This is a genomic window from Pseudomonas sp. MWU13-2105 (assembly GCF_023242315.1).
GTDB lineage: Bacteria > Pseudomonadota > Gammaproteobacteria > Pseudomonadales > Pseudomonadaceae > Aquipseudomonas.
Genome location: NZ_JALLIY010000022.1, coordinates 75,882 through 101,847, shown reverse-complemented (window position 1 = coordinate 101,847; position 25,966 = coordinate 75,882). Strand labels below are relative to the sequence as shown.

Sequence of the window (25,966 nt, the reverse complement as noted above, 5' to 3'; positions counted from 1 at the left end):
TAGGTGCATCCATGCAGATTTCGGTAAATGAGTTCCTGACACCCCGTCACATTGACGTGCAGGTTGTCAGTCCAACCCGCGCTAAAATCACCCTCGAGCCTCTCGAGCGTGGTTTTGGCCACACCCTGGGCAACGCGCTGCGCCGCATCCTGTTGTCCTCAATGCCAGGCTGTGCAGTAGTCGAGGCCGAGATTGACGGTGTGCTCCACGAGTACAGCGCCATCGAAGGTGTACAGGAAGACGTCATTGAAATCCTGTTGAACCTTAAAGGTCTGGCTATCAAGCTGCACGGCCGTGACGAAGTTACGCTGACCTTGTCGAAGAAGGGTTCGGGGGTGGTTACCGCTGCCGATATTCAGCTGGATCATGATGTCGAGATCGTTAACCCCGATCACGTAATCGCCAACCTGGCGTCTAACGGCGCCTTGAACATGAAGCTCACCGTAGCTCGTGGTCGTGGTTATGAACCAGCAGACTCGCGTCAGAGCGATGAAGACGAAAGCCGCAGCATCGGTCGCTTGCAGCTCGACTCTTCGTTCAGCCCGGTTCGCCGTATCGCTTACGTGGTGGAAAACGCCCGTGTCGAGCAGCGTACCAACCTGGACAAGCTGGTTATTGATCTGGAAACCAACGGTACCCTGGATCCTGAAGAGGCTATCCGCCGTGCTGCAACCATCCTGCAACAGCAGTTGGCTGCGTTCGTCGACCTCAAAGGTGACAGTGAGCCAGTGGTAATCGAGCAGGAAGACGAGATCGATCCGATCCTGCTTCGCCCGGTTGACGATCTGGAACTGACTGTACGTTCGGCCAACTGCCTTAAGGCGGAAAACATCTACTACATCGGCGACCTGATTCAGCGTACCGAAGTAGAGCTGTTGAAGACTCCGAACCTGGGCAAGAAATCCTTGACTGAAATCAAGGACGTTCTGGCCTCCCGCGGTCTGTCCCTCGGCATGCGCCTCGACAACTGGCCGCCTGCAAGTCTTAAGAAGGACGACAAGGCGACTGCCTGATCGTCGTAATCACCGAACGTTGTGTTTGGTAAGGAATGAACCATGCGTCATCGTAAAAGTGGTCGTCACCTGAGCCGCACCAGCTCGCACCGCAAGGCCATGTTTCAAAACATGGCAGTGTCGCTGTTCGAGCACGAGCTGATCAAAACGACTCTGCCAAAAGCCAAAGAACTGCGTCGCGTTGCTGAGCCGCTGATCACCCTGGCCAAAGTAGATAGCCTGGCTAACCGCCGTCTGGCTTTCGACCGTACTCGTTCGAAAGCTATCGTTGGTAAGCTCTTCAACGACCTGGGCAAGCGCTACGCTACCCGTGAGGGTGGCTACCTGCGCATCCTCAAGTGCGGTTTCCGCACTGGCGACAACGCGCCTATGGCGTACGTCGAGTTGGTTGATCGTGCTACTGCCGGCGAAGCTGTATCTGCCGAGTAAGACGTCAGTCTGAAACAAGAAACCGGGCCTAGTGCCCGGTTTTTTGTGCGCGCAAGAAACGCATCATGAGTACAAGCTTCTACACTGCCCTGACTGCACGCTATGAGCTGGAGTCATTGGTAGATATTTTCTATTGATGTGAGCAGATTAATGAATTTGTGAATGTCATATTGATGATCAATACTCCTTTTCAGCCGATTAGCCGGCGGTTTAGAGACTGACAGAGGAAGACGATCGCATGAGCCAGAACAAAACCCTTACGACTGCCAGTGGTGCGCCTGTCGCTGACAACCAGAATTCCCGTTCCGCCGGCCCCCGTGGCCCGCTGCTGCTCGACGACTTTCACCTGATCGAGAAGCTTGCTCACTTCAACCGCGAAAACATCCCTGAGCGCCGCGTACACGCCAAGGGCTCGGGTGCCTACGGTACGTTCACCGTTTCCAAGGACATTACCCAGTACACCAGCGCCAAGCTGTTCGAGTCCGTGGGCAAACAGACCCCGACCTTCCTGCGCTTCTCCACCGTGGGTGGCGAGCGCGGTTCGGCAGACACCGAGCGCGACCCTCGCGGCTTCGCCCTGAAGTTCTACACCGAGGAAGGCAACTGGGACATCGTCGGCAACAACACGCCGGTGTTCTTTATCCGCGATCCGCTGAAATTCCCCGACTTTATCCACACCCAGAAACGCCTGCCGCAAAGCAACCTGAAAAGTGCGCAGATGATGTGGGACTTCTGGTCGCACTCACCGGAGGCGCTGCACCAGGTCACCATCCTGTTCTCGGACCGTGGGATCCCGGACGGCTACCGTCACATGCACGGCTTCGGCAGCCACACCTACAGCCTGATCAACGCCAAGGGTGAGCGGCACTGGGTGAAATGGCACTACAAGACCAAGCAGGGCATCAAGAACCTGGCTCCGGCCGAGGCGGCACGCCTGGCGGGGACCGATCCTGACTACGCCCAGCGCGATCTGTTCGGCGCCATCGAGCGCGGCGACTTTCCGAAATGGAGCGTGTGCATCCAGATCATGACCGAGGCCCAGGCCGCGGCGCATTACGAGAACCCCTTCGACGTGACCAAAACCTGGTCGCAGAAAGAGTTTCCGCTGATCGAAGTTGGCGAACTGGAGCTCAACCGCAACCCGCTGAACTACTTTGCTGAAGTCGAGCAGGCGGCTTTCGGTCCGAGCAACATGGTGCCGGGTGTCGGCCTGTCGCCGGACCGCATGCTACAAGGCCGGGTCTTCGCCTACGCTGATGCCCACCGCTACCGTGTCGGCACCAACCATCAGCAACTGCCGGTGAATGCCCCGCGCAGCCCGGTCAACAGCTACCAGCGTGACGGCTCCATGGCCTTTGGCAGCAACGGTGGCGCGACGCCGAACTACGAGCCCAACAGCTACGTCGACGCGCCCAAACAGGCTCCTCGCTACGCTGAGCCGGCCTTGGCCCTCAGTGGCGCGGCGGATCGTTACGATCACCGTGAAGACACCGACTACTACAGCCACGCGGGTGCGTTGTTCCGCCTGATGAGCGCCGAGCAGAAAGCGCTGTTGATCAGCAATATCGCCGGTGCGATGGCGGGTGTTTCCGACGATGTGGTCGAGCGCCAGTTGCAGCATTTCTTCAAGGCCGATCAGGCTTACGGCGAAGGGATCGCCAAAGCGTTGGGCGTAGTGCTGAACTAAGTCTAAACGAGAAGCAGAACCGCCCTCACTTCGGGCGGTTTTTGCGTTTTTTAGGCTGTTTTTCTCGGATAATCTTTACTTTATTTGCGCTTTTTCAGTGACCTGCCGGTCAGCTTGGTTCAAAATACCGGCTTTCAAGCAGGGAGATGTAGGGCGATGCAAGGTAACCAGGTCGTAGTCGATTACCTCAACACGTTGCTGACCGGTGAACTGGCGGCCCGTGATCAGTATTTCATCCATTCGCGGATGTACGAGGACTGGGGCTTCAGCAAGCTCTACGAGCGCATCAATCACGAGATGGAAGAAGAGGCACAGCACGCCGATGCGTTGATGCGTCGGATCTTGATGCTGGAAGGCACGCCGCGCATGCGTCCGGACGACCTGGACATCGGTACCACGGTGCCGGACATGTTCGCCGCCGACCTGCGCCTGGAATACAAGGTGCGTGCCGCGCTGTGCAAGGGCATCGAGCTCTGTGAACTGCACCAGGATTATGTCACCCGCGAGATCTTGCGCCAGCAACTGGCCGATACCGAGGAAGATCACACTTACTGGCTGGAGAAGCAGTTGGGGTTGATCAAGTCCATCGGTTTGCAGAATTACCTGCAATCGCAGTTTTGAGCATGACCGCTGCTGCGCGGCGATAGCGATTTGAGCACCAATGAAAAAGCCCCTGTCATCAGCCAATGACAGGGGCTTTTTCATTCCAGGCGGTTACGCCCGGTCGCGCAGCAACAACGGTTTCAGGTAATGCCCGGTATGGGACTGCGGCATTTCCGCGACTTGCTCCGGCGTACCGACCGCAATGATCTGCCCTCCCTTGGAACCGCCCTCAGGCCCAAGATCCACCAACCAGTCGGCAGTCTTGATCACGTCCAGGTTGTGCTCGATCACCACCACGGTATTGCCGTGGTCGCGCAGGCGGTGCAGCACGTCCAGCAGTTGCTGGATGTCCGCGAAGTGCAGGCCGGTGGTCGGCTCGTCGAGGATGTACAGGGTCTTGCCGGTATCGCGCTTGGACAGCTCGCGGGACAGCTTGACCCGCTGCGCCTCGCCACCCGACAGGGTGGTCGCCGATTGCCCCAGCTTGATATACGACAGGCCCACGTCCATCAGCGTCTGCAGTTTGCGCGCCAGTGCGGGAACCGCGTCGAAGAACTCCCGCGCCTCCTCGATGGTCATCTCCAGCACCTCGTGGATGCTCTTGCCCTTGTACTTGATCTCGAGGGTTTCGCGGTTGTAGCGCTTGCTCTTGCACACGTCGCACGGCACATAGATGTCCGGCAGGAAGTGCATCTCCACCTTGATCAGGCCATCGCCCTGGCAGGCTTCGCAGCGCCCGCCCTTGACGTTGAACGAGAAGCGCCCCGGGCCATAACCCCGTGAACGGGACTCCGGGACGCCGGCGAACAACTCGCGGATCGGCGTGAACAAGCCGGTGTAGGTCGCCGGGTTCGAACGCGGGGTGCGACCGATGGGGCTCTGGTCGATATCCACCACCTTGTCCAGGTGCTGCAGGCCGTTGATGCTGTCGTGGGCCGCGGCCTCCAGGGTCGTCGCGCCATTGAGCGCGGTGGCGCTGAGGGGGAACAGGGTGTTGTTGATCAGTGTCGACTTGCCGGAGCCGGACACGCCCGTCACGCAGGTCAGCAGGCCCAGCGGGATCTCCAGGTCGACGTTGCGCAAGTTGTTGCCACGCGCGCCCTTGAGACTCAGCACCCGTTTCTTGTTGCGCGGCGTGCGTTTACCTGGCACTTCAATCTTCACCCGGCCGGACAAGTACTTGCCGGTCAACGAGTCGGGATGGGCCATGACCTCGGCCGGGGTTCCTTCGGCGACGATATGGCCGCCGTGCACGCCCGCACCCGGGCCGATGTCGACCACATAGTCCGCCAGGCGAATGGCGTCTTCATCGTGCTCGACCACGATCACCGTGTTGCCGATGTCGCGCAGGTGCTTCAGGGTGCCGAGCAGGCGGTCGTTGTCGCGCTGGTGTAAACCGATGGACGGTTCGTCGAGGATGTACAACACCCCCACCAGGCCGGCACCGATCTGGCTGGCCAGGCGAATGCGCTGCGCTTCGCCACCGGACAGGGTGTCGGCGCTGCGGTCCAGGGACAGATAGTCCAGGCCGACGTTGACCAGGAACTGCAGACGCTCGCGGATTTCCTTGAGAATCTTGTCGGCGATTTCGCCGCGACGGCCGGTCAGCTTCAGCACGGCGAAGTATTCGCAGGCATCGCCGATCGGCAGGTTGGTCACCGCCGGCAGGGTCTTCTCGCCCACCCACACGTGCCGCGCCTCGCGGCGCAGGCGCGTGCCACGGCAGTCCGGGCACGGCTGGGTGCTGAGGAACTTGGCCAGCTCTTCGCGCACGGTGGCCGATTCGGTTTCGCGGTAGCGACGCTCCAGGTTCGGCACGATGCCTTCGAACGGGTGGGAGCGCTTGACGATATCGCCGCGGTCGTTGAGGTACTTGAAGTCGACGTTCTGGCTGCCGCTGCCTTGCAGGATGAACTTCTGCTGGTCCGCCGGCAGTGTGTTGAACGGCACTTCCAGGCTGAACCCGTAATGGGACGCCAGCGAGCCGAGCATCTGGAAATAATAGACGTTGCGCCGGTCCCAGCCGCGGATCGCACCTTCGGCCAGGGTCAACTCACCATTGACCAGGCGCTTGGTGTCGAAGAACTGCTTCACCCCCAGGCCGTCACAGGTCGGGCAGGCGCCGGCCGGGTTGTTGAAGGAGAACAGCTTGGGTTCCAGCTCGCTGATGGCATGGCCGCAGATCGGGCAGGCGAAACGTGCGGAGAAGATCATCTCCTCGCCGGGTTCGTCGTCCATCGGCGCCACCAGGGCGATACCATCGGCCAGCTTCAGCGCGGTCTCGAAGGACTCGGCCAGGCGCTGTTGCAGATCGCCACGGACCTTGAAACGGTCGACCACCACATCGATGGAATGCTTCTTCTGCTTGTCGAGCTTGGGCACTTCGTCCAGCTCGCAGAGCCGGCCGTTGACCCGCGCGCGGACAAAGCCCTGCGCCCGCAGCTCTTCGAACACCGACAGGTGCTCGCCCTTGCGCTCGCGGATCACCGGTGCCAGCAACATCAGCTTGGCGCCTTCGGGCTGGGCCAGCACCAGGTCGACCATCTGGCTGACGGTCTGGGCTTCCAGCGGGATATCGTGGTCCGGGCAGCGCGGGGTGCCTACGCGCGCATACAGCAGGCGCAGGTAGTCGTAGATTTCGGTGATGGTACCGACCGTCGAACGCGGGTTATGCGAAGTCGACTTCTGCTCGATGGAGATCGCCGGCGACAGGCCTTCGATGGTGTCGACGTCGGGTTTTTCCATCATCGACAGGAACTGCCGGGCATAGGCCGACAGCGATTCCACGTAACGGCGTTGCCCTTCGGCGTATAAGGTGTCGAAGGCCAGCGACGATTTGCCGGACCCGGACAAGCCGGTGATCACGATCAGCTTGTCCCGGGGCAGGGTCAGGTCGATGTTCTTCAGGTTGTGGGTTCGAGCCCCACGAATCAGGATCTTGTCCAAGATGGCCTCGCACGGCGGGCGGTAAACGCAAGAGTATAAGGCTAAATACTGGATGGATGCACACTATCGGACGACAGTATTTCAGTCTTGCATGACAGCTCGCGACAAAGCGTCGCCATGTATCCCCTGTATCGATGGGACTGGTAGAATCGCCGCCGGTTCACACGAGGTTTTTCCATGCACGATCCCCACAGCGACCGCATGAGTGGCAGCGAGACCCGCGCGGCAAGCGGTCTGGCCCTGGTGTTCGCTTTCCGTATGCTTGGCATGTTCATGGTGTTGCCGGTTCTGGCTACTTACGGGATGGATCTCGCGGGGGCGACACCGGCCCTGATCGGCCTGGCCATCGGCGCTTATGGCCTGACCCAGGCGGTGTTCCAGATTCCCTTCGGGATCATTTCCGACCGCATCGGTCGGCGCCCGGTGATCTACCTGGGGCTGGTGGTCTTTGCCCTGGGCAGCCTGCTGGCGGCCAACGCCGATTCGATCTGGGGCGTGATCGCCGGGCGGATCCTGCAAGGTGCCGGGGCGATTTCCGCGGCGGTGATGGCGTTGCTCTCCGACCTGACCCGCGAACAGCACCGGACCAAGGCCATGGCCATGATCGGCATGACCATCGGCCTGTCGTTCGCCGTGGCGATGGTCGTCGGTCCGTTGCTGACCCGCGCCTTTGGTCTGTCAGGACTGTTCCTGGCCACCGGCGGCATGGCGCTGCTGGGGATCCTGATCATCGCCTTCATGGTGCCGCGCGCCCTCGGCCCGTTGCAGCACCGTGAATCCGGGGTGGCCCGCCAGGCGTTGCTGCCGACCCTCAAGCATCCCGACCTGCTGCGCCTGGACCTGGGGATCTTCGTCCTGCACGCGATGCTGATGTCGAGCTTTGTCGCCTTGCCCCTGGCCCTGGTGGAAAAAGCCGGGTTGCCCAAGGAGCAGCACTGGTGGGTGTACCTGACCGCGCTGCTGATTTCCTTCTTCGCCATGATCCCGTTCATCATCTATGGCGAGAAGAAACGCAAAATGAAACGAGTTTTACTCGGTGCCGTGACGACCCTGATGCTCACTGAGCTATTCTTCTGGGAGTTCGGCGACAGTTTGCGGGCCCTGGTGATTGGTACGGTGGTGTTCTTCACCGCGTTCAATCTGCTGGAAGCTTCCTTGCCGTCGTTGATCAGCAAGGTTTCACCGGCGGGCGGCAAGGGCACGGCGATGGGGGTGTATTCCACCAGCCAGTTCCTCGGCTCGGCGCTCGGCGGAATCATGGGCGGCTGGATGTTCCAGCATGGCGGTTTGTCGGCGGTTTTCCTTGGATGCGCCGGTCTGGCTGCCCTCTGGCTGGCCTTTGCTGTTACCATGCGCGAACCTCCCTACGTGACGAGCCTGCGCGTGCCGTTATCGCCTGAAGCGATCCGCGAAGCAGGTCTGGTCGAGCGCCTTAAGGCTCTCGTAGGGGTAACCGATGCAGTAGTGGTGGCCGAAGAGGCCGCCATTTACATCAAATTGGACACCGAATTGTTGGATCGCACGACTCTTGAGCGCCTGGTCAACGAACCAGCGCCACAAGCGTGCGAAGCCTAGGAGAACGTTATGGCCCGTGGGGTTAACAAAGTCATATTGGTCGGCACGTGCGGCCAGGATCCTGAAGTTCGCTACCTGCCCAATGGCAACGCCGTGACCAACCTGAGTCTGGCGACCAGCGAACAGTGGACCGACAAGCAGACCGGTCAGAAGGTCGAGAAGACCGAGTGGCACCGTGTGTCGATGTTCGGCAAGGTTGCCGAGATTGCCGGCGAGTACCTGCGTAAAGGTTCGCAGGTCTACATCGAAGGCAAGCTGCAGACCCGCGAGTGGGAAAAAGACGGCATCAAGCGCTACACCACCGAAATCGTCGTCGACATGCAGGGCACCATGCAACTGCTGGGTGGCCGTCCACAACAGGGCGACCAACAAGGCGGCGGTTACGATCAGTCCGCGCCACGGCAGCAGGCTCCTCGCCCACAACAGGCGCCGCGTCCACAGCAGTCGGCCCCGCAGCAATCGCGTCCGGCGCCACAGCAGGCCGCACCGCAGCCGGCTCCTGATTTCGACAGCTTTGATGACGATATTCCGTTCTAATACAGCGCAGTTGAAATGCTAGTCAAAAGCCCGTGGCTATCAATGCCACGGGCTTTTTATTGCCTGTTATTACCCGCTTACACCGACGTCCCGCGCAACATTCCCTGTGTTAAATCATCGATGACCGCCTTGCCCATCTCGCCCAGGTAATGCGATGCCCAGGCATAACGTTCGCCATCGCTTTCCAGGGCGGCATCCAGGGAGAGTGCTTTGGCGCCATAGAGTAGGAGGGATGCGTGTTCCATGGTTTCCAGAATGGGAACGCCGGGGTTCACACGGAACAGTTCACGACCTTGGGGGCCGCATTGGGAAAAGGTGATGACACCGAGGGTTTTGATGTCGGTGTGATCGCTCATCGCACACCACCGGCATCAGTCATGATATGAGGAAGTTTCTGACTATTGAATGTTGCGAGGAAAGTGAGATTTACGAGTGTACTGAAAGCCTGCATGGATAAAACCCCCGTATCAATGTGAGAGTTACCACGTTCGTTACCAAGCGAATGGGTGGCAGCTGTGCGCAGGTTGGTAAACCGGAGATACAGGAACCCGGCAGGACCGAAGTCCTCCCACGCACAGCCGCCATAGCATGAAAAATGCGGACACAAAAAAACGCCTGCAATCGTGATTGGGCACTGTTTGCGCCTGTATCTGGTCGGGTTACCAAGGCCGGTCGCCGAATTGACTGCGACAGGGAAAAGGTAGCGCGCACGATGAGGGGGCTGCAATGTGACTGGCGGGGGGGATTTAAGTCGAAAAATTTCAACCGGTATAGTGGATTGTTCAGGGTAAGCGTCTGCTGCTCGCCTCTTGTTGCGTTGGGATTTTAGCTGGCGCTATTCCTTGGGTAAAAATTGTTTGGCGATCATTGCCACTGCCTCCGTCGCAGACGTCAGGGTTGTGTCTATATCAAACGGGGCGTTATCCCACGGTTCATACTCATGAGCCAATACAGACTGCCAGGTGGGTGGCGCCAGCCCGGGAATATCAATCTTCCTGGCTTCTACCCGTCGCTGATGTTCATGTTTATCAGAGCAAACCACCTGGATATTCACTAATGGAACACCCGCGCGTATGGCGATTTCGTTCCACGCTTTACGGCTTTCGCTGACTGGGTTAACACAGTCGACTATGACAGTGCTGCCAAAACGAAGATTGCTCAGAGCAAGCTCATTGGCGACCATGTAACCGCTTCGCCCCACGTCTTGTGCCAGAGCTCCGGAGTTTCGGATGGCCTGCTCAATCGTATCGATCCGCAGATACACGGCGCTTGTTCTGGTGGCAAGGCCACTGGCGATAGTCGTTTTTCCGGTACCAGGAAGGCCGCTGAAGACAATGAGCATTCTATGTCCTTCGGTTAGTGGGTGAACCCAGTTTAGGCGCCCGCTGAGACCGTGAAACATATTCAGCCAGGCCCATGATGAAAATCTTGATTTTTGGTTCGACCACGCAGTTTTCTTTAGCCAGCCAATAAAGTCTTAAGATCTGCAGAAAAGCTCAACTTTTTCCTAAGTCGCCGACGCGATCTTCTACTCACTCACCTCCCGCGAAGCCTTCCCCAGGGTTTCCCACAATTCACGCATGGTCGGATTCTGGTTCGCCAGCGAACAATAGGCGCGAATCTCCAGGCCGGTATTCCATTCATTACCGCCGGCTTTCACCAACTGCCCGCTGCCCACGGCCGGCGCGGCGGCGCTCTGCGGTAGCCAGGCCACGCCATACCCTTCGATGGCCATCTGCATCAGCAACATGGTCATGTCGGCCTCATAGCAACGGGTCAGTTCGCAGGGCGTGGCCGCGTTCTTGAGGATCAGGTCGGCCACCCGTCCGAGAAATGTCGTGGCGGTGTAAGCCAGGTACGGGACCGCTTTGCCGGCCTTGCCAGGCAGTCGATACAGCGGCTTACCACTACGGTCCGGCGCACAGAACGGCAGGAAGGTGTCCCGCCCCAGGGGCAGGCTGGCGAACTTGTCGGCGTCGATCAGGATCGGCGCCTGCGGGTGGTGGTACACGATCATCAGGTCGCAATTACCTTCCGCCAGGGCAATCACCGCGTCGTGGATATTCGCCGCAACCACCCGCACGTTGAACGGCTCGTGGTGCTTCTGGAATTGCGCCAGCCATTTGGGCAGGAAGGTGATCGACAGACTATGGCCCGCCGTGATCTGAATCGAACGCCCAGGCATTTTTTCGTCCTGGCGCAGGGTCGAGCGTAATTCCAGCAACGCCGCCAGTGCTTCGCGACCCTGTTCGCAAAACAGTTGGCCGGCCTGGGTCAGTTGTACCGGGTAAGTGCCGCGGTCGACCAGTTGCGCGCCGACCCAATCTTCCAGCGAACGAATACGCCGTGACAGCGCCGATTGAGTGACGCAGCGCACCTCGGCGGCCCGGGAGAAGTTCTGGTGTTGCTCGATCGCCAGGAGATCGTCCAGCCACTTGATTTGCATGTTGCGCACCTCGGTCGCGGTGATCACGAGTCTACGTCAGCGCCCGCCGGGCTTCGTCGGCTTTTTCATAACTATTCCAAAAGCGCATCGGGTGATGGCGATTACTCATCATCTGCCGATCCGGCTCACCTTAGAATCGGCCCATGGACACGGTCCCCTGCAGGCGCTGGCTTGTCGGGACGCCGCATCGCAGCGATGAGGCCCGTGAGTCTTGCATCGATCATGCGGACGCCATCGCTGGCAAGCCAGCTCCTACAAAGGACCGAGGTGTTTATAAGTGCTGCACTTGGGCGCGGCGCCGCAGAGCGGCCGGGCCAACGATTCTTTTCCTGCCAAGCAAAAAACCGACAACAGACTTGAGGGAAACACCATGAACAAAAACAGATTGCCCCGTCACATCGCCATCGGCATTGTCGCCGGGGTCATGGTCGGCTGGCTGTGCCATCACTTCGCGGCGGACGCCAAGGCAGCCAAGGACATCGCCGCCTACTTCTCGATGGTTACCGATATCTTCCTGCGAATGATCAAGATGATTATCGCGCCCCTGGTGTTCGCTACCCTGGTGGGCGGTATCGCCAGCCTCGGCAGTTCGCGTTCGGTGGGCCGCATCGGCAGCCGCGCGATGGCCTGGTTTATCAGCGCGTCGCTGATCTCCCTGCTGATCGGCATGCTGCTGGTCAACCTGTTCCAACCCGGCGCCGGGATGAACCTGCACCTCGACCAAGGGGCCGTCGCGACCCAGGTAGTGAGCACTGGCGACTTCAGCCTCAAGGTATTTGTCGGCCACGTGTTCCCGCGCAGCATTGCCGAAGCCATGGCCAACAACGAGATCCTGCAGATCGTGGTGTTCTCGCTGTTTTTCGGTTTCGCCCTGGCGGGTCTGAAGCAGGCCGGTTTCACCCGGATCACCCGCTTGGTAGATGAACTGGCCAAGGTGATGTTCAAGATCACCGACTACGTCATGGCTTTCGCGCCCATCGGCGTGTTCGCCGCCATTGCCAGCGCGATCACCACCGAAGGTCTGGGCCTGCTGCTTGACTACGGTAAGCTGATCGCCGAGTTCTACCTCGGTATCACGCTGCTCTGGGCGGTACTGTTCGGTGCCGGCTACCTGTTTCTCGGGCGTTCGGTGTTCACCCTTGGCAAGTTGATCAAGGAGCCCATCCTGTTGGCGTTTTCCACCGCCAGCAGTGAGTCCGCCTACCCGAAAACCATGGAGGCCCTGGAAAAGTTCGGCGCACCGAAACGTGTGTCCAGCTTCGTCCTGCCCCTCGGTTACTCGTTCAATCTGGACGGCTCGATGATGTATCAGTCCTTTGCCATCCTGTTTATCGCCCAGGCCTATAACATCGAGCTGAGCTTCACCCAGCAGTTGCTGATCCTGCTGACCCTGATGGTCACCAGCAAAGGCATGGCCGGTGTCGCCCGCGCTTCGGTCGTGGTGGTGGCCGCGACCCTGCCGATGTTCAACCTGCCCGAAGCCGGCCTGTTGTTGATCATCGGCATCGACCAGTTCCTCGATATGGCGCGCACCGCGACCAATGTGGTCGGCAACAGTATCGCCACCGCAGTGGTTGCCCGCGCCGAGCTGGCGCATGAGGTCGAGGAGGAGAAGTTGCCCGCCGCCTCATCCGCTGCACTGACGCGTACCCCGGCGACCGCGGCTTGAGAACCCCGACCATGAATATCCAAGGCAAAAACGTCACGGCACTGCCGGTCGCCCGCAAGCTCGGCATCGTCGGCGGCCTCGGCTCGCTGGCCGGTGGCGATCTGTTCTTCAAACTGGTCAAGTCCAGGGCAGTGCTGGCGGATCAGGGCCGCTATCACTTCCTGTTCGAACAGCATCCGTTCAAGGACGTGCTACTGCCCCTGGACCGCGAAGCGAGCATGACCGCGCGCAAGTTCTATGTGTTCCAGGTCTGCCAGTCCTTCGAGGCGGGTGGGATCGACGCGGTGGTGCTGCCGTGTTTCGCCAGCCAGACGTTTCGTGAAGAGATCCAGCAGGAGCTGGGGATCCCGGTCCTCGACCTGATGGCGGCCCTGGCCGAACATATTCGCCGGATCGCCGAGCCGGGCACGCGACTGGGGATTCTGGCTTCTGACTATGTACGTCACTCCGGCTTGTTCGAGCGCTATCTGGGCGGCGACTTCCAGTTGGTCTATCCACCCGAGCCGGACCAGTGCGCCCTGATGGACGCCATGTACGGCCTCAACGGAATCAAGGACGGCTACCTGCAAGGCGTACCTCTGGAAGGCGTGTACCAGGCCTGCCTGTCGCTGCAGGCGCAGGGGGCGAACCTGATCGTGCCGGGGCTGACCGAGCTGTCGCTGGTCTGCGCCGATTTGCAGCGGCGCGGCCTGAGCGTGCTCGATATCAACGAGATCTATGCCGCCGCCGTGACCACGGCCGACGATGAGCCAACCCATGCACCGTTCAAACTGGGAATCGTCGGTGGTGTCGGTCCGGCGGCCACCGTGGACTTCATGGCCAAGGTGGTCTGCCACACCCCGGCGGGACGCGACCAGGAACATATCAAGATGGTGGTGGAGCAGAACCCGCAGATCCCGGATCGCACGGCCAACCTCCTGTTCGCCGAAGCCGACCCGAGCCTGGCGCTCTACGCCACCTGCAAGCGCCTGGAAAGTGCCGGCGCGCAGGCCATTGCGATTCCGTGCAACACCGCCCATGCCTTCGTCGAGCGGCTGCAGCCTTACCTGCGAGTGCCGATCGTCAACATGCTCAGCGAAACCGTCGCGGCGATTGCCCGCCAGCACGGCAGCGGCAAGCGCATCGGCTTGCTCGCCACCTCGGGCACGCTGCAAAGCCAGGTCTACCACCAGGCTGCCGGTCACGCCGGTTTGCCCCTGTTGATTCCCGGCTTCGACTATCAGGAGCTGGTGATGAGCGCGATTTATGGCGAGCGCGGTATCAAGGCGGGGTTCACTGATGGCCTGTGCAAGGAGCAATTGCTGCTGGCGGTCGAGCACCTGTGTGAACTGGGCGCCGAGGTGATCATCCTCGGCTGCACGGAACTGCCTCTGGTGCTCCGCCACTGCGACGACTTCCAGGTACGCGGCCACCAGGTGGCGCTGGTCGACCCGACGACCGTGCTGGCGCAGCGCTGTGTCGACCTGGCGCTGTCCGAGGCCGGGCGGGGTCATCGCATCGCTGCCGGCTGAAACTATCGGTACCAGTCTTCGATGCTCTGCTGCAGTTGTGCAACGGCGTCCCGCATGGTCAGCTCGCCGGCCCTGGCGCCGATGGCTTGCTCAAGCACCTTGGCCGTCTCGGCAATCGCTTGCGCGCCCATCATCAAGCCGGCTCCTTTTATTCGATGAGCGCGGTGGCTGGCCTCGGCAAAGTCTGCCCGGCTGACCGCGCCCTGGAGCGTCGCCAGGTCTTTTTCCAGGGCTTCACGGTACAGCGACTGCAACATGGCGGCATCGTAATGCGGCACTGGCCGCGCGGCCGGCGAGGGCTCATGGTCAAGCCACAACTGCAACAGATTGCGCAACGCATCCAGATACAGGGGCTTCTTCAGTACGCCGTCCATGCCACTGTCCATGCAGCGCTTCTGGTGGGCCGGGCCGCTCTGCACGGAGAGGGCGATGATCGGCAAATACTCCGGCCCGCGCTCCCGCGCCCGAATGCGCCGGGCCACCTCGTAGCCGTTGATCTCCGGCATATAGCAGTCCAGTAGCAGCAGTCGGATGGGCTGCTGCTCTATGACTTGCAACGCTTGCGCACCGCTCGATACCACCACGGCGCGGATGCCCAGGATCTTGAGTTGTTCGTTGAGGATAAAACGGTGGGCGGGCTGATCGTCCACGACCAGTACGGCGCCGGGCTCGACGCCGGTGCCTGGGCTTTCATATCGAGCCTGGCCCGGTCGAGCGCCTTGTCCGGCCTGTTCAACCGCCGCATGACCTGACAGTGGTCTTATTCCTGAGAGATCGATTCCCGGGTCTGATGGAAGATCTTGAACAACTCGCTGTCGTTCTTGATGCCGAGCTTGCGATAAGCCGCTTGTTTTTGCGTGCTGATGGTATTGGCACTGCGCGAAAACTTCGCGGCGATTGCGTTCACGGACATACCATCGAGGAAACAACGCAGCACTTCCTGTTCTCTCGGCGAGAGGTTGGCGCTCTGGGTCAACGAGGTGGACAGTTCGCTGCCCGAACCCAGGTTGGCCAGAGGAAAACCCGAATGCGCCTCCGTTATCAGTGCGGTCATGGAGGGCTGTAGGTAAATCCGACCTTGGGCGACGGTTCGAATGGCGTTGGCCAGTTCCCCCATGTTCTGCACCTTGCCCAGGAAACCCCGGCTCCCGGCTTTCAGCGCCAAGGCGACGGTGGCTGGCGTGTAGTGCGAGGACAGGACCAGCGGCTTGCATTTGCCGAAGCGTCGCCTGAGCACCCGAATCAGGTTGATGCCGTCGATTTCCGAAGGCCCGAGGATGAAGTCGATCACCACCACGTCCGCCAGCCGCTGCGCCAGTGCGCTGACCAGCTCCCGGCTGGTACCGAAGGAGCCGATCACTTCAAGGTCGGTTTCCTTAGCCAGGCCGATTTCGATCCCTTGTCGAACCACCTCATGGTCGTCTAACAACATAACGCTGTATGGGCTGGAAAACGAAGGGGACATGAAGAAGATCCGTGTTGTAAGTGTAATTCTTTGTAAGAATTATCTGTCTTTATGGTCAATTTATAACCTATGGGCCTAGAGGTCGCAATGCGCTCTTCGGGAGGGCAAGGCCGCGTTGAAGTCTTCCCGAAAGTCTAGTGTGAGGGCGTTTGACACGATTGGGGGGAGGCTGTGCGAGTTTTCGAGAAATCACGAGTGAAGACTCGTTATTTCTCGATGGGTAATACCAGCGCTCATGGCCAAAGTAGGGTTTCCCCCGATGATCGAGGCGCTCCCGGAACTTGGGTGCCGAGCCTGACCGTCGCAGGGGAGTTCATAAACCTACGAACGGGAACACCATGAAAATTACTGCACTCTCCACCGTTGCTGCTTCTCTGGCCCTGGCCGCGGCGGTCTCGCTGCCGGTGTCCGCCAACGACGGCGTGATCAATTTCAGCGGTCTGGTAACCGATGTGACCTGCACCGTCGAAGGCTCGGCGCCGGGTACCGGGGCCGTGGTCAAGGACGTGAATCTGGGCGGTGTCTCGGCTTCGCGGCTGTCGAATGCGGGGGATCGCGCCAACCTGACCGGTTTCACCATTCGCATCGGTGCGCCGGGCGAGGGTGCCTGCACCAATGGGCGTACCGCCATGGTCGCGTTCGATCCGACCAGCCCGGCGATCGATGTCGCCACCGGACGCTTGAACGTCGATGGTCACGACGATCCGAGCGATACCGCCACCGCGAAGAATGTCCAGGTCGAGGTAACCAGCCGCGAAGGTACGCCGCTGAACGTCTACACCGAGAAGTCGGAAGGCGTGGTCATCGCCGACAACCAGGCGCTGATCCCGCTGGCCGCGCAGATGTACGCCAGCGGCGTGGCCACCGAGGGTACGGTCAATACCCGTGTCGGCTTCATGGTCGAGTACGCCGACTGAGGTCTGCCTGCGCAAACCTTGCCTGCCAGGGACCTGTGATAGCAGCGCAGGTCCTTCCTTCTGACCCGACAGACCCGAAGAGAACCCAGCCGATGAAAAGCATGGCCCGCTTCGCTTTTGCCGCCTGTGCTGTTGCCCTGTCAGCGTTGCAGGGGCTGCCCGCCCAGGCCGGGGTGATCATCCATGGCACCCGCGTGATCTATCCCGCCGACCAGCAGGAAGTCATTGTCCGCCTGGAGAACAAGGGCAGCCGTCCGGCGCTGGTGCAGACCTGGCTGGACGCCGGCGACCGACACTCGACGCCGGCGACCGCGCAAGCGCCGTTCACCCTGACCCCGCCGATCTTCCGGATCGAGCCGAACCAGCAACAGGCCGTGCGCCTGCGTTATTCCGGCGAACCGCTGCCCGGCGACCGCGAAAGCCTGTTCTGGCTGAACGTGCTGGAAGTGCCGCCGAGCGCCGCCGATGCCGCGCAAAAGAACCAGATCGAATTGTCTTTCCGTACACGCTTGCGGGTGTTCCTGCGTCCGCAGGCGCTGCCTTACCCGGTCAATAGCGCCGCGTCGAAATTGCAGTGGAAACTGGTACCGCATGAACAGGGCTATGCCCTGCAAGCCACCAACCCCACGCCGTACCATGTTTCGCTCGCCTCGGTCGACTTGCTTGGCGATGGCCAGCGTTATAGCAAGGCGGCGAACAAGGCGGCCAACGACAGTCTGTTGCTGCCCTCCGGTGACGTCAAAGTCTTTGCACTGCCCGGGCTGACGAGCCGACCCAATGGCGCCGCGAAGGTCGAATACACCGCCGTCAGTGACTTCGGTGCCCGCGTGCGCCACTCGGCCGGCCTGGTGTTTTAAATGCAGCGGATAACCCATGGCATGAATGCGACTTCGATTTCCCGCACCCTGGCGCCGGCCATGGCCCTGCTGATGGCGCTGCTGGCCGCCGTTCCGGTGCAGGCGAGTGTGGTCCTCAGCGGCACACGCGTGATCTACCCGCAGCACGAAAAGGAAGTGACCCTCAGGCTCGAAAGCAAGAACCAGAGGCCGGTGCTGCTCCAGGTCTGGCTGGACAACGGCGACGAGCAATCCACGCCGGACCTGGCCGGGATCCCCTTTCTGGTCACCCCGCCGATCTTTCGCATGGAGCCGGAGCAGCATCAGGTCCTGCGGTTGTCCTATACCGGCGAGCCGCTGCCGCAAGAGCGCGAGAGCCTGTTCTGGTTCAACCTGCTGGAGGTGCCGTCCCAGGCGCTGGACGCCGAACAGAGCAACCAGTTGCAGTTGGCTTTCCGCACTCGGGTCAAGTTGTTCTTCCGCCCGACGAAGCTGCCCTACGAGGTCGAGGCCGCCGCGGCGAAACTGCAATGGCGGCACGTTTCCAGCGAGCAGGGCCAGATGCTGGAAGTCTATAACCCGACGCCTTATCACCTGAGCTTCGATCAGATCGAGCTGGTGGCGGCGGGACAGCGTCATGCCCGCGAACCCGGTGCGTCGGGAGCCGAGAACATGGTGCTGCCCAATGGCCGCAACCGGTTTTTGTTGCCCAGCCTGAAGTCGCGGCCGAGTACCGCGATGACCGCCGAGTTCGAGACGATCGATGACTTCGGGGTCAGGGTCTCGCACAAGGCCAGGATCACACCATGACTGTCCGAGACGCCTTGTCTTCCGCCGTAGCTGCCCGCTAATGGGGTATTGAAAACGCTACGTAATTGTAGGCGCAGAGCTTGTTCGCGAAGAGGTCCGTGAGTACGCCAAGAGCTTCGCGGGCAATCGAGCGTCGACCGGCCGCTCCTACAGGGACCGTGTTCGCGCTTAACCGCCCCGTCTTACCTCAAGCCCGGTTTTTTGCCCCTCCATCGGGGTAGGGGCTCGCTTTGCCGAAATTCGGACAGAACCTACTTTTTGGAATGGTACACATGAGTTCGAACACGCCAGCCAGAGCAGGGAATTGGCCCCTGTCACGCCATCGATTGACGCTTATTGCCCGTAGCCTGTTAATGCTCGGCGGTGCCCAGGCCATGGTGAGCCATGGGGTCGAGCATGTGGCGTTCAACCCGGCCTTTTTTCCGGGTGGAGCGGCCGGGTTGCAGGTCGATATTTCCAGGTTCAACCAGGGCAATGTCGTGTTGCCCGGGACCTACCGTGCCGATGTCTACCTGAACGATCAGTGGATCGGCCGTGAAACCTTGTCCTTCGCCGCAGTCGCGGGCCAGGACGCCGCGCAACTGTGCCTGGAGCGTGAGGTGCTGCTGACGTTCGGCATCGACCTCGATGGTATCGCCGAGCAGGCCGCCAAGGCTGGCGAAGCCACACCGCCGGCGTTTCCCGCCGAGTCGGCCTGCGGCGATATCGCCACCTATATCCCGGGCGCCAGCGCTCGCTTCGACGCGGGCGAAAACCGCCTGAACCTGCAGGTCCCGCAGCTGTACCTGGCGCGCAAGGCACGCGGGTATGTCAGCCCGCAGCAGTGGGACAGCGGGGTCGATGCGGCCTTTGTGCGCTACAACGCCAACACCTATACCACCGAGGCCAATGGCCGTTCGCTGGCGTCGAGCTACCTGGGCCTGAACACCGGGCTCAATCTAGGCGACTGGCATTTTCGCCATAACGGTAGCTACAGCCGTTCCAATGCTGGCGGTTCCGGCTACCAGGGCAGTGCCAGCTATGTGCAGCGCGAGTTGTCCGCCCTGCAGTCGCAGCTGATGGCGGGGGAGATCTACACCTCCGGCGAGCTGTTCGACAGCGTCCGCCTGCGGGGCGCCAGCCTGTTTACCGATGACCGCATGCTGCCGGACTCCGTGACCGGTTTTGCCCCGGTGGTGCGTGGGACCGCCGAGACCAACGCCAGGGTCAGCGTGCGCCAGCGCGGCATCCTGTTGGACGAGGTCAGCGTGGCGCCCGGTCCGTTCGTGCTCGACGACCTGTTTCCCACCGGCTACGGCGGAGACCTGGAAGTCACCGTCACCGAGGCCGACGGGCGCCAGCGCCAGTTCATCGTACCGTTCGCCACCAACGCCAACCTGCTGCGCCCCGGTTACAACCGCTACGCGCTGAGTGTCGGGCAACTGGATGAAGTGGGCCTGCGGCGCCCACCCACGCTGATGCAGGCGACCTATCAGCACGGCCTCAGCAACCTGCTGACCGGCTACACCGGGGCGGTACTGGGCGAGGACTATCATTCGCAGTTGTTCGGCGCGGCGTTCAATACCCCGCTCGGCGCGCTGTCGTTCGACCTGACGAACTCGAACGCACGGATCCCGCGGCACGGTTCGCGCCATGGGCAAAGTGTGCAGCTGCGCTACAGCAAGAACTTTGCCGACACCGGCACCCATTTCGCCCTCGGCGCGTACCGCTATTCCACCGAGGATTTCCTCAGCGTGCGCGATGCCGCGCGGGTCCGCGACCTCGCGCTCGAGGGGCTCGACCTGGACCGGGTTTCGCGGCTGCGTGACCGCATGGACGTCAGCCTCAATCAGAGCCTGGGCAATGGCTCGGTCTATCTCACCGGCTCGTCGCAGAACTACTGGAACCGCAAGAGCGGCAACCTGACCTTCACCACCGGCTACACCGCCAACTGGAAGGGGCTGCACTACACCGTCAGCGCCCAGCGCAGCCGCGACCTGCTGAGTGACCGGGTCGACAAGCAGATCGACCTGACCCTGAGCATGCCCCTGGGCAGCGGCGGCCGCGCGCCGACCCTGACGACCGCCGCCTACCACGGCGACCGGAACAGCGGCGAGCGGGTCAGCCTGGGCGGCAGCTTCGGCGAGCGCAGCGAATTCGTCTATGGCGCCAGCACCAACCACAACCAGGGTGGTAGCAATGCCGCCAGCGCCGACCTGCAGTACCTGGGACGATACGGCGTGGTTTCCGGCAGCTATGGCCAGGGCAATGCCTACCGTACGGCGTCGCTCGGCATGACCGGCGGTATCGTCGTCCACCCGGGCGGCGTGACCCTGGCCCCGGAACTGGGCGACACCCTGGGCGTCGTCGAGGTGCCCGATGCGGTGGGCGCGCGGGTCAATGGCAATCATGGTGGGCAAGTAGGGGAGAGCGGCTTTGCCGTGGTCCCCCATCTCACCCCGTATCGCAAGAACGTCGTCGAACTGGACCCCAAGGACTTGTCCGTCGACGTGGAACTCAAGGCCGCCGCGCAGAACGTCGCGCCACGGGCCGGTGCCGTGGTGATGCTCAAGTACGAGACCGTCAGCGGTCAGGCCATGTTGATCACGGCGCTGCGCGAGGATGGCAGCCCGCTGCCCTTCGGCGCCGATGTATTCGATGAAAACGGCGCCAGCGTCGGCATGGTCGGGCAGGGCGGCAAAGCCTTTGTCCGTGTGCCACGGGAGCAGGGTCAGTTGACGGTCAAATGGGGGTCCCTCGCCACGGCCGCGTGCCGTTTCGACTACGACCTGAGCCCAGGGCTTTCTGCTGCCGGCGCCGAACGCTTGCGTCTGCTGGACGGTGGCGATTGCCAGGGTGATGTCGCCATCGCCTCGGAGGAAGTGCCTGGGGCGGACGAGCGCGACACCACCGATGAAACCAGTTGATCGGAGCGTGAACAGCCACCCCCGACGCCGACCAATGCCTTATTTCATTCTTGCGGGACTGAACATGAAACCTTCCACCTCATTCATTCCGACACTGCTGGTCCTTGGCCTGCCGCTCGCCGCCCACGCGTGCGATTATTACCCGAACGGCCGAACCAGCGTGTCCTTTCCGGCCACCATCACCGTGCCGTCCACTTTGCCGGTGGGCGGGTTGATCGCCAGCCAGGTATTTACCGGCGCCTATCCGAGTGGTGTCAGTACCTGCAATGCCCCCGTCTCGCAGGTGGAAACCGGGCGTTATACCGATGCGGATGTGGTGACGGTACCGGGGGTGAGTGGTCGCGTTCATCGGACGAATGTTCCTGGCGTTGGCATCCAGATCGTGGCGACGCTTCTCTCCGGGGCCACCTATCACCTCAATATGAGAAGCCAGGCGGCAACGCTTCCGGCGGCACAATATCGGCATGACATCCGCACGATGCAGGCGCGTTTTTACAAGATCGGGCCAGTTGCCAGCGGCACCTACGCTAGCGGGAATCTCCATGAAAACAGATGGTATGGAAACAATATCCACACGGCGGTCCTGAACACGGCCGTGCGCTTTGTCGCCCCCAGTGCCACCTGCGATCTCGCCGCCGGCGATGTCAACCGCGCCATTACCTTGAATAACGTGCGCGTCAGTGATTTCACCAACGCAAACTCGGCGGGCGCCCGCGACTTCGAGTTGACGGCCAATTGCAGCGATGCCTCCAGCGTCACCTTCGCCTTTTCCGGTACGCCCGCTCCCGGGAGCAGCTATCGCTTCGCCAACACCGGCACGGCCAGCGGTATCGGCCTGCAGCTCTATTCACGCATCGGCGGAGTCGCCCAGACCATCCGTGCCGACGGTACCGACAGCCGGCGCACCGTGGCGGTGTCTGGCAACCGCGCGGTGCTACCGCTGGGAGCCTCGTACTGGAAGATCGGCACGGTCGGCAAGGGCACGCTCGCCAGTACCGCCACCGTCTCTATTACCTATAACTGAAACCGCATGAGGACTACCCGATGAACCTTCGAGCCTTGCCTTTGCTGTTGGCGATCAGCGTCAGTATTACCGCCAGCGTGGCCCACGCCGCCACTACCGGCATCCTGCGTTTCAGCGGTCGGATCGACGGTGGTACCTGTAACCTGGCGCTCAGTGATGTGAACCGCCCGATCACGCTGCCCACCGTCAAGGTTCCGGATTTTGAGGGCGTCGCGCATGCTGGAAGCTACAACTTCCAGATCAGCGCCAACTGCGATACGGATATCCGCAATGTGACCTTCCTGTTTGCTGGCACGCCTGCCGCCGGGGATGGCGCGCGCTTTGCCAATACCGGGACCGCGAGCGGTATCGGCCTGTGGCTGGCGCAGCGGCCGGCAGGTGGCGGGACCTCGACCATTCCCGCCAATGGCACGGTTGCCCAGCGCAGTCGCACTGTGGCGACGACCGGTAGCCTGGCGGTCCTGCCGTTGCTCGGGGCCTACCACAAGACCGCTGGCGCGCTCGGCCAGGGGACCCTGGCCACCAACGTGACCATCTCGATCACTTACGATTGATTCCCGGGGCGTCACGGCTGCCGATGGTGTATCAGAGGAAGTCCGCCGGTGTTTCATGCCGGGTCGGCGCCTGTTCTTCGTGATAGTGGGGCCTGCCCGTTTCGGAGTTCATCAGGTCATGATTGGCCAGGATGGTTTCCGTCAACAGGCTGTCCTCACCCTCCTTGAACCAGCAGGCGAGGGCTGAGTTTCGATTGCCGTGCATATCGACGATCTTCAGGCGCTTTTGCTCCGGGGACGCGCCGGACAGCGGGGCATCGGGAAAGGTCTTGGGGGGCAGTACCAGCGCGTCCCCGGGGCGCAGCCACAGGTCGGCGAGAAAGATCTCGTCCACGAAAGGTCGCCAGCGCGCCACGCTGATCACCAGCGGTAGCCGGCCATAGCGGGAAAAGAACGCGTGGGGAAAGGCGTGGTATTCCAGGTCGGTCGGGTTGTAGGTCAGCAACTCGCGCTGGCGCGCGACCCCGAGGTAGGGCGATTGGTGACCGGCCCATTTGCCATAGGTGTACTGGCCGAGGATCAGTTGCTTATAGTCGAAGCGGATGCACTCGCCGCTGCGCAGCAAGGTCATGCCAAAGGCCTGAGCGGTTTCTTCGGTGGCCCACATCGGCTCGTAACGCACCTCCCGGGCGTGAAAGTCGAAGGACTTTATCGTGTAGGAGCCGCTATTGCTGGGGATTTCCTTGGGCTCCCAGGTAACACCGGCATAGCGGGCCCCCCGTTCAAGGCCGGGGTTGTCCGGCGCCAGGTGAATCAAGCGACCTTCCGCATGGGCCTTGAGTCGCGCCAGGCCATGGTCGTTGTACAGATAAGGGAACTGGGTGGTGTCGAGATTGACCTCATCGCCATCACCGATAAAAGGCACGCAGTTGAAGAGTTGCATTGTGGTCGGCCCGCCAAGGTGAGAGTGGGGCAGCAAGGGCGGCAGTGTCCCGCCGCCTGTTCAAGACTGGTCGCCCCGGCGTGCAGGCCGGGACGACGAGCTTTATCCGCCAGGTGTCATGCCGTCAACTGAACGGCACATGCGCCTCGCGGAACCAGTCCATGCCATGGGGTTCGCGCCAAGGACGTACCGCCGCGCGCTTCTCGACCTGGGTCAGGTTCAGGTGGTGGTGATGGTAGTACACCATCAGCAGGTGAAAGACATGGTCGCCACGCCGGTCCCAGATCACATCGTCCTGTTGTCGGCCAGGGCCCATGGGGGTCAGGCGGCAGTCGCCCTGGTCGAGCATGCCTTGCAGGCAAGTCCCCGTCTGATAGTTGATCAGCAGGACCGGGTGGTTGATTTCAGGGTAGGGCTTTTCCAGTTCGGGCATGTACCAGAATTGCCCGGGGTTTTGCGTATCGGGTGTCTGCATCGCCACCCGGTCCTGGTGTTGCGGATCCATGGCCAGCGCCGGGTTGGCCCCGGTGTTGTTGCGCACGATATACAGCACGGTTTTCGGGTCTTCGAGGGTCTTGCCCGTCTGGACCACTTTCACCCGGCCGAACGAGTCATGGGCAAGGCGGGCCACAACCTTCACCGTCGGGTTGAGGTCTTTTCCCGGCTGACCGAAACCGACGATCAGGCCATCGACCCCTGGAAACTCGAAGTCATTGCCGGCCAGCACATAGGTCAGGCCGGCGATCGGGTTGGGTTGGCTTTTCTGGGTCAGGCTTTCCCAGCGTTGCAGCGCTCGCTCGCTGGCGCCGTTCTGGCGGAGAGCCTCACGCATGGACGGGCTCGGGTAGTGTTTTTTATCCCGTGGCCAGCGTTCTGTCGCCATCAGCAACTTGTAGCCGGTTTTTTGCTTGAGTAGCAGGGCCAGGGCGTCCCAGAACTGATCGAAGGTTTCCTGGGCGGCATCTGCCTGTGGGGGATAGTGATAGCTTTCGCTGGTGCTTTTGCTGTTGCTGTCGACGAAGACCATGCGCAAGGCCGGGCCTTTGGCCGCGGTACTGACGGTGGTTGGCAGGCTGGAGCGGCCGACGATAATCATCGACTCCTTCCAGTTCGCTTCGATTTCCGTCTTGTAGCTGGTGTACCACTGATAGGCCGCCTCCAGCGCGGTGCGGGTTTCGCCCTCCTTGACGAAGAGGTAGATCGGCACCAGTTTCAGCTCCACGACCTTGGGATCATCGGGCAGGGATTCGCGCCAGGCCATGAAGTCCGCGTTACAGTTGTTGGGAGCGCCAGCATTGAAGTTGATGGAGTGCGTGCCGCCCTGGGTGGTCAGGCTGACGCTGCGGTGGGCCAGGTGTTTCTTGATCTCTTCCGAGATCGAGGTTGAGGCGGTCGCGCTGATGAAGGTGCCGTACTCGGCCTTGACCATGGCATCGAGGGTGTTCTTCTCGTTGAGATAGGTCTTGAGAGCCGTCATCGCATAATTCAGTGCGCCGCCGACGACCACCTCGTTGACAATATCGGCACCGAATTCGACAAAGAAATTGAAGAAGGCTTTGGGATGAGCCGGATCAAAGTTCAACGGCAGTTCCTTGACCCGCTCCTTGAATGCGTCGGTACTGTTTGCCGGGTTGACCTCGAATGTCAGCTTCCACAGCCGCACGGTGTGGTTGTAGATCGCCGCTTCACGCTCTTCGAGCTTTTTGATATCAGTGCCGAAGGTGGCCTTGAAACCGCCGGAAAACGCACCGTAGCTGCCCGAGACTTCGACGCTGGACTGAGTGTGTTTCTCGTATTCATCCCGCGAGAGAAACGTCTCGGTGAAATAGTTCTCCTTGGTCACCGTGGTCATGGTGACGTGTTTGCCCACGTTGTACACCGTGTTTTTGTAAGGCACCGGACGCTTGCCGCTTTCGGTGTCGCCTACTTTCTGGCACTCCTTGCTTTCCTCGGCCCAGTCCAGCCGGTTCAAGCCCCGTCCCAGCAACTGTGAACCGCCGATATCCCGTGGTGCCTTGTCCGAGCTGCCTGCGTCGTCCTTCGTCCCATCGCTCATTGCCTTCTCCCGTTATCCTGGTGTGATCAATTGGGCTCAATTGACGGGGGCCAGTATCGGAAGCGTGGCGTCGTCGAGACAGTCCAGAGCAGTGTCAGT

Annotated in this window: 22 protein-coding genes; 14 read left to right on the top strand and 8 right to left on the bottom strand. The window is 61.2% G+C overall.

Annotated elements, in window-relative coordinates; genetic code table 11:
• Positions 1-11 precede the first annotated feature (11 nt).
• The 4 genes from M5B96_RS27685 to bfr all read left to right on the top strand — a co-directional run bounded on the left by M5B96_RS27685 (position 12) and on the right by bfr (position 3,750).
• Positions 12-1,013, top strand: coding sequence for a DNA-directed RNA polymerase subunit alpha (locus tag M5B96_RS27685; RefSeq protein WP_003176403.1), 1,002 nt, complete (start codon positions 12-14; stop codon positions 1,011-1,013).
• A gap of 42 nt (positions 1,014-1,055) precedes the next feature.
• Positions 1,056-1,442 carry a 50S ribosomal protein L17 gene (rplQ, locus tag M5B96_RS27680; protein ID WP_100944360.1) on the top strand — a complete coding sequence of 129 codons (387 nt, stop codon included), beginning with the start codon at positions 1,056-1,058 and terminating at the stop codon, positions 1,440-1,442.
• Positions 1,443-1,680: 238 nt separating this feature from the next.
• A complete protein-coding gene (locus M5B96_RS27675) occupies positions 1,681-3,129 on the top strand; it encodes a catalase (protein ID WP_248800142.1) in 1,449 nt (482 codons plus the stop codon).
• 156 nt (positions 3,130-3,285) lie between these two features.
• A complete protein-coding gene (bfr, locus tag M5B96_RS27670) occupies positions 3,286-3,750 on the top strand; it encodes a bacterioferritin (protein WP_248800141.1) in 465 nt (154 codons plus the stop codon).
• A gap of 93 nt (positions 3,751-3,843) precedes the next feature.
• On the opposite strand, the gene uvrA is transcribed toward bfr, so the two are convergent.
• Positions 3,844-6,678 (bottom strand): excinuclease ABC subunit UvrA, encoded by a 2,835-nt coding sequence (gene uvrA / locus M5B96_RS27665; RefSeq protein ID WP_248800140.1) that lies wholly within the window; start codon positions 6,676-6,678, stop codon positions 3,844-3,846.
• A 177-nt stretch (positions 6,679-6,855) separates the two neighbouring features.
• On the opposite strand from uvrA, the gene M5B96_RS27660 reads away from it, so the two are divergent.
• Positions 6,856-8,253: an MFS transporter gene (locus M5B96_RS27660; RefSeq protein ID WP_248800139.1), complete on the top strand. Its 1,398-nt coding sequence runs from the start codon at positions 6,856-6,858 to the stop codon at positions 8,251-8,253.
• Between the two features lie 9 nt (positions 8,254-8,262).
• Positions 8,263-8,790: a single-stranded DNA-binding protein gene (locus M5B96_RS27655; protein WP_248800138.1), complete on the top strand. Its 528-nt coding sequence runs from the start codon at positions 8,263-8,265 to the stop codon at positions 8,788-8,790.
• A 77-nt stretch (positions 8,791-8,867) separates the two neighbouring features.
• Here the strand turns inward: M5B96_RS27655 and M5B96_RS27650 are convergent, their stop codons facing one another.
• From M5B96_RS27650 to M5B96_RS27640, 3 genes are all read right to left on the bottom strand, one after another.
• Positions 8,868-9,146 carry a DUF3077 domain-containing protein gene (locus tag M5B96_RS27650; protein WP_248800137.1) on the bottom strand — a complete coding sequence of 93 codons (279 nt, stop codon included), beginning with the start codon at positions 9,144-9,146 and terminating at the stop codon, positions 8,868-8,870.
• Between the two features lie 479 nt (positions 9,147-9,625).
• A complete protein-coding gene (locus tag M5B96_RS27645) occupies positions 9,626-10,132 on the bottom strand; it encodes an AAA family ATPase (RefSeq protein ID WP_248800136.1) in 507 nt (168 codons plus the stop codon).
• A gap of 186 nt (positions 10,133-10,318) precedes the next feature.
• Positions 10,319-11,236: a LysR substrate-binding domain-containing protein gene (locus M5B96_RS27640; protein ID WP_248800135.1), complete on the bottom strand. Its 918-nt coding sequence runs from the start codon at positions 11,234-11,236 to the stop codon at positions 10,319-10,321.
• Between the two features lie 370 nt (positions 11,237-11,606).
• Here M5B96_RS27640 and M5B96_RS27635 point away from each other — a divergent pair, with 370 nt between their 5' ends.
• Both M5B96_RS27635 and M5B96_RS27630 read left to right on the top strand, forming a co-directional pair.
• Positions 11,607-12,905, top strand: a complete 1,299-nt coding sequence (locus M5B96_RS27635) for a dicarboxylate/amino acid:cation symporter (RefSeq protein WP_248800134.1) — start codon at positions 11,607-11,609, stop codon at positions 12,903-12,905.
• Positions 12,906-12,916: 11 nt separating this feature from the next.
• Complete coding sequence (locus tag M5B96_RS27630; protein WP_248800133.1) at positions 12,917-14,416, top strand: amino acid racemase; 1,500 nt, start codon at positions 12,917-12,919, stop codon at positions 14,414-14,416.
• Between the two features lie 2 nt (positions 14,417-14,418).
• On the opposite strand, the gene M5B96_RS27625 is transcribed toward M5B96_RS27630, so the two are convergent.
• Both M5B96_RS27625 and M5B96_RS27620 read right to left on the bottom strand, forming a co-directional pair.
• Entirely contained in the window at positions 14,419-15,066 is a 648-nt protein-coding gene (locus M5B96_RS27625) for a response regulator (protein ID WP_248800132.1), read from the bottom strand.
• Positions 15,067-15,176: 110 nt separating this feature from the next.
• Positions 15,177-15,881: a response regulator transcription factor gene (locus M5B96_RS27620; RefSeq protein ID WP_248800131.1), complete on the bottom strand. Its 705-nt coding sequence runs from the start codon at positions 15,879-15,881 to the stop codon at positions 15,177-15,179.
• 338 nt (positions 15,882-16,219) lie between these two features.
• Between M5B96_RS27620 and M5B96_RS27615 the strand changes: the two genes are divergently transcribed.
• The 6 genes from M5B96_RS27615 to M5B96_RS27590 all read left to right on the top strand — a co-directional run bounded on the left by M5B96_RS27615 (position 16,220) and on the right by M5B96_RS27590 (position 22,928).
• Positions 16,220-16,798, top strand: coding sequence for a fimbrial protein (locus tag M5B96_RS27615; RefSeq protein ID WP_248800130.1), 579 nt, complete (start codon positions 16,220-16,222; stop codon positions 16,796-16,798).
• Positions 16,799-16,890: 92 nt separating this feature from the next.
• The gene (locus M5B96_RS27610) at positions 16,891-17,655 is read left to right on the top strand and encodes a fimbria/pilus periplasmic chaperone (protein ID WP_412548662.1); all 765 of its coding nucleotides are present in this window, start codon (positions 16,891-16,893) and stop codon (positions 17,653-17,655) included.
• Complete coding sequence (locus M5B96_RS27605) at positions 17,656-18,444, top strand: molecular chaperone (RefSeq protein WP_412548661.1); 789 nt, start codon at positions 17,656-17,658, stop codon at positions 18,442-18,444.
• 272 nt (positions 18,445-18,716) lie between these two features.
• Positions 18,717-21,350 carry a fimbria/pilus outer membrane usher protein gene (locus M5B96_RS27600; protein ID WP_412548660.1) on the top strand — a complete coding sequence of 878 codons (2,634 nt, stop codon included), beginning with the start codon at positions 18,717-18,719 and terminating at the stop codon, positions 21,348-21,350.
• 64 nt (positions 21,351-21,414) lie between these two features.
• A complete protein-coding gene (locus tag M5B96_RS27595) occupies positions 21,415-22,374 on the top strand; it encodes a fimbrial protein (RefSeq protein WP_248800129.1) in 960 nt (319 codons plus the stop codon).
• A gap of 20 nt (positions 22,375-22,394) precedes the next feature.
• Positions 22,395-22,928 (top strand): fimbrial protein, encoded by a 534-nt coding sequence (locus M5B96_RS27590; RefSeq protein WP_248800128.1) that lies wholly within the window; start codon positions 22,395-22,397, stop codon positions 22,926-22,928.
• Between the two features lie 31 nt (positions 22,929-22,959).
• On the opposite strand, the gene M5B96_RS27585 is transcribed toward M5B96_RS27590, so the two are convergent.
• Together M5B96_RS27585 and M5B96_RS27580 are read right to left on the bottom strand one after the other, a co-directional pair.
• The gene (locus tag M5B96_RS27585) at positions 22,960-23,811 is read right to left on the bottom strand and encodes a hypothetical protein (protein WP_248800127.1); all 852 of its coding nucleotides are present in this window, start codon (positions 23,809-23,811) and stop codon (positions 22,960-22,962) included.
• Positions 23,812-23,935: 124 nt separating this feature from the next.
• Positions 23,936-25,867: an MAC/perforin domain-containing protein gene (locus tag M5B96_RS27580; RefSeq protein WP_248800126.1), complete on the bottom strand. Its 1,932-nt coding sequence runs from the start codon at positions 25,865-25,867 to the stop codon at positions 23,936-23,938.
• Positions 25,868-25,966: the final 99 nt, after the last annotated feature.

What these genes read in the sequence shown, in the direction of transcription:
- M5B96_RS27685 (WP_003176403.1), top strand. Translation starts at nt 12, where the DNA reads ATGCAGATTTCGGTAAATGAGTTCCTGACACCCCGTCACATTGACGTG.
- rplQ (WP_100944360.1), top strand. Translation starts at nt 1,056, where the DNA reads ATGCGTCATCGTAAAAGTGGTCGTCACCTGAGCCGCACCAGCTCGCAC.
- M5B96_RS27675 (WP_248800142.1), top strand. Translation starts at nt 1,681, where the DNA reads ATGAGCCAGAACAAAACCCTTACGACTGCCAGTGGTGCGCCTGTCGCT.
- bfr (WP_248800141.1), top strand. Translation starts at nt 3,286, where the DNA reads ATGCAAGGTAACCAGGTCGTAGTCGATTACCTCAACACGTTGCTGACC.
- M5B96_RS27660 (WP_248800139.1), top strand. Translation starts at nt 6,856, where the DNA reads ATGCACGATCCCCACAGCGACCGCATGAGTGGCAGCGAGACCCGCGCG.
- M5B96_RS27655 (WP_248800138.1), top strand. Translation starts at nt 8,263, where the DNA reads ATGGCCCGTGGGGTTAACAAAGTCATATTGGTCGGCACGTGCGGCCAG.
- M5B96_RS27650 (WP_248800137.1), bottom strand. Translation starts at nt 9,146, where the DNA reads ATGAGCGATCACACCGACATCAAAACCCTCGGTGTCATCACCTTTTCC.
- M5B96_RS27645 (WP_248800136.1), bottom strand. Translation starts at nt 10,132, where the DNA reads ATGCTCATTGTCTTCAGCGGCCTTCCTGGTACCGGAAAAACGACTATC.
- M5B96_RS27640 (WP_248800135.1), bottom strand. Translation starts at nt 11,236, where the DNA reads ATGCAAATCAAGTGGCTGGACGATCTCCTGGCGATCGAGCAACACCAG.
- M5B96_RS27635 (WP_248800134.1), top strand. Translation starts at nt 11,607, where the DNA reads ATGAACAAAAACAGATTGCCCCGTCACATCGCCATCGGCATTGTCGCC.
- M5B96_RS27630 (WP_248800133.1), top strand. Translation starts at nt 12,917, where the DNA reads ATGAATATCCAAGGCAAAAACGTCACGGCACTGCCGGTCGCCCGCAAG.
- M5B96_RS27620 (WP_248800131.1), bottom strand. Translation starts at nt 15,881, where the DNA reads ATGTCCCCTTCGTTTTCCAGCCCATACAGCGTTATGTTGTTAGACGAC.
- M5B96_RS27615 (WP_248800130.1), top strand. Translation starts at nt 16,220, where the DNA reads ATGAAAATTACTGCACTCTCCACCGTTGCTGCTTCTCTGGCCCTGGCC.
- M5B96_RS27610 (WP_412548662.1), top strand. Translation starts at nt 16,891, where the DNA reads ATGAAAAGCATGGCCCGCTTCGCTTTTGCCGCCTGTGCTGTTGCCCTG.
- M5B96_RS27605 (WP_412548661.1), top strand. Translation starts at nt 17,656, where the DNA reads ATGCAGCGGATAACCCATGGCATGAATGCGACTTCGATTTCCCGCACC.
- M5B96_RS27600 (WP_412548660.1), top strand. Translation starts at nt 18,717, where the DNA reads ATGAGTTCGAACACGCCAGCCAGAGCAGGGAATTGGCCCCTGTCACGC.
- M5B96_RS27595 (WP_248800129.1), top strand. Translation starts at nt 21,415, where the DNA reads ATGAAACCTTCCACCTCATTCATTCCGACACTGCTGGTCCTTGGCCTG.
- M5B96_RS27590 (WP_248800128.1), top strand. Translation starts at nt 22,395, where the DNA reads ATGAACCTTCGAGCCTTGCCTTTGCTGTTGGCGATCAGCGTCAGTATT.
- M5B96_RS27585 (WP_248800127.1), bottom strand. Translation starts at nt 23,811, where the DNA reads ATGCAACTCTTCAACTGCGTGCCTTTTATCGGTGATGGCGATGAGGTC.
- M5B96_RS27580 (WP_248800126.1), bottom strand. Translation starts at nt 25,867, where the DNA reads ATGAGCGATGGGACGAAGGACGACGCAGGCAGCTCGGACAAGGCACCA.